Source organism: Bacillus sp. JJ722, assembly GCF_036963345.1.
Classification (GTDB): Bacteria; Bacillota; Bacilli; order Bacillales; family DSM-1321; genus Bacillus_AD.
The window spans coordinates 568-3,095 of sequence record NZ_JBALMO010000239.1 but is presented as its reverse complement, the minus strand read 5'-3'; the positions used below and the strand labels follow the sequence as shown (position 1 = coordinate 3,095).

At 30.9% G+C, this 2,528-nt stretch carries 2 protein-coding genes; both read right to left on the bottom strand.

Annotated elements, in window-relative coordinates:
* The coding region (locus V7014_RS22530) for an asparagine synthase-related protein (protein WP_335510547.1) at positions 1-1,435 on the bottom strand (1,435 nt) is incomplete at its 3' end.
* A gap of 242 nt (positions 1,436-1,677) precedes the next feature.
* Positions 1,678-2,528, bottom strand: an 851-nt coding sequence (locus V7014_RS22525) for a nucleotidyltransferase domain-containing protein (protein ID WP_335510546.1), incomplete at its 5' end; no start/stop codon positions are given.

The window sequence follows — 2,528 nt, the reverse complement described above, 5'->3', positions numbered from 1 at the left end:
CCATTATATTGTGGCCATGTTCCTCCAATTTTGAAAACACTTTAGTACTTCTAGCAAACTCTTCATTAATTAATAAAGGAGCAACATCTTGATCTATTGAAGTGGTTCTTTTATTTAGAAACGGATATGCTTTTTCACTCAACACTTTAAAGACTCGTGATTTCCCCACTCCCATAATATTAGAATATGAATTTACTTCATGATATAAACGAATCCACTTCATCTTTTTTAATAAAAAAGTATAGTACTCTAACGCAGGCCCCCAAGAAATGGAATAATTCCCTCTTGCTCCGTTTAATAATACTCCAATTCCTAATTGATTCGCTCTTTCATAAATTCCTTTCACCCATACAGAATTTTCGAAAAATTTATACGGCATCTCCATTAAATCGAGCCATTCATCTATTTCAGTTAAGGGACTTCTACCTTCAAAATTTAAAAATTGAGCATCAATATTCCCAACATAATCAATAGTAGAGTTAATAAGGGGCCTTTCATCTGCCATGAAACGTTTTGGGGTCCAATCATCAAATTCAGCAGTTGGAATAGAACTAAAAGTATATAATTCTTTATTCTGGTTTCTTAGAGCATTTGAAGCAAAACTAACTACTGATCCTGAATCCAACCCACCGCTCAAATTAGCTCCTACTTTACGATGTGTCCGTAATCTTGAAGTAGTAGCTTTTTTAAAAACTTCTCGAAACGCTTCTTCATATTCGAAATTTGATTTTAAATACAATTTTTCACTATCTCTTATTGCATAATATCTTGAAACGGTTATTTTATTTCCAACTATTGATATAGTATGAGAAGGAGGAATTTGTTCAATTTCTTTATAAACTGTTGAAAGTGCATCAACAGTATCATTCATCCCTGGTATTGCTAAAAACTCAGCTAACCATTGTTCGTTCAGCTTTTTATTAACAAAAGGCAATGTTAAAAGTGGCTCAATAATTGTACAAAACGCGAATTTTTCATGATTTTTATAATAATAAATAGTTCTACTTCCTGAAAAATCTCGCGCTCCAAAAATCTTCTGTTTCTTCTGGTCCCAAATTATAAAAGCAAAATCACCAATTAAATATTTGGGAGCTTCTTCTTGCCATTTATAGTACGATAAGAGAATGAGTTCACTATCAGCGATTTGTTTCTGTTGAGACGGTTCAACTTGCAATTGCTCAAATAGTTCCACTCGATTATCAAGAATGGCATCAGCGGTTATCGTACACTGTCTATCATAATCATGAAAAGGAAGTTGTTTGCCTACAGACTCAGGGGTGATCCATTGAGCGTGACAGCCGAAGAAAATCTTTTCCGAATGCCATGTTTGGATGTCATCAGAAGGATATTTTTGCAATGCTGTCATTAATGTTTGACCATGCTGTAGATTTATAGGCTTTTCATCTAAATGATAAATACCGGTTATGGCGCTCATTTTATCACCCGTTTATAAAAATTTGATAGTATTTGATATAGCAGAATTTTATAAAATATAGCCAATTAATTTTAAACTATTTCAAAAATCAAATAACAAACCAGACAGTTCTTTATAAAGAACATTTTATAAAAAATATCATTATATCAAAGAATTGTCAATAAAATGATTGTGCATCCTTTATAACCAAAAGGAAATAAATTAAAAAATATCTAATATTTTATCTCACTTTAAAATTAGGCTTACTTATGCTCTTTTGTTAATTTTCTAAAAATTGATAAAAAAGGATGCAAGAAAAAATATAGAAAATAAAGAGATTTAGGTAACCTTAACGTTTCGGCATCAATTGGTTTTGGATAGAACTTCAAGAAAACATTAAACAATCTAGTAAAATGACATGGTTTTATAGAAGTTTGATATTTGTTTCTATATTCATTATAAAATTCAATTTGTGTTGGATTTATTGTGCTTATGAAGAACATAGCTTTATGTGCTAACTTTTTAGACCGATTGTTTTCAGTTAGTATTTGCATTTCTTTCTGGATTGAAGTATTGAACAATTCTGAAGCAAGAATAAGAGCTTGACCTCCTAAATGGCTTATTCGATTTTTTCTCAAAAGCATAATTATCTTTTTGTAGTCTAGTTCTTTTTTTAACATTTGATTTATATCTAGCAACCACCTTAGTCTGCACCAGCCATGACGAGCACCATGTGAAATAAGATATAAAAATAAATCTTCTTCTCCTAAGAAATACACAGGATAACTTGTTATATTACTTACTCGTTTATTTTTCCATAATTCATTAAATTTCGGTTCAATTGAAGGGGGTGGTTGAAACCTCCAGTGAATTTCAATCTGAATCTTCTTTTGCGGATGAAAATATAATATATGGTGTCCTAACTTCCACTCATTAAGGATAGTTTTCTTTTCTTCTTTCTCGTATCCAACACCTAAAAGAAGTTCTTCAACTCTTTTTAAATCAAACTTATTTACTAAAATATCTAAATCTTTTGAAGTTCTTAACGAAATATCTCCATAAAGATCAGCCGCAATAGCTGGACCTTTCATGAATAAAAGTCGTATATGATTTT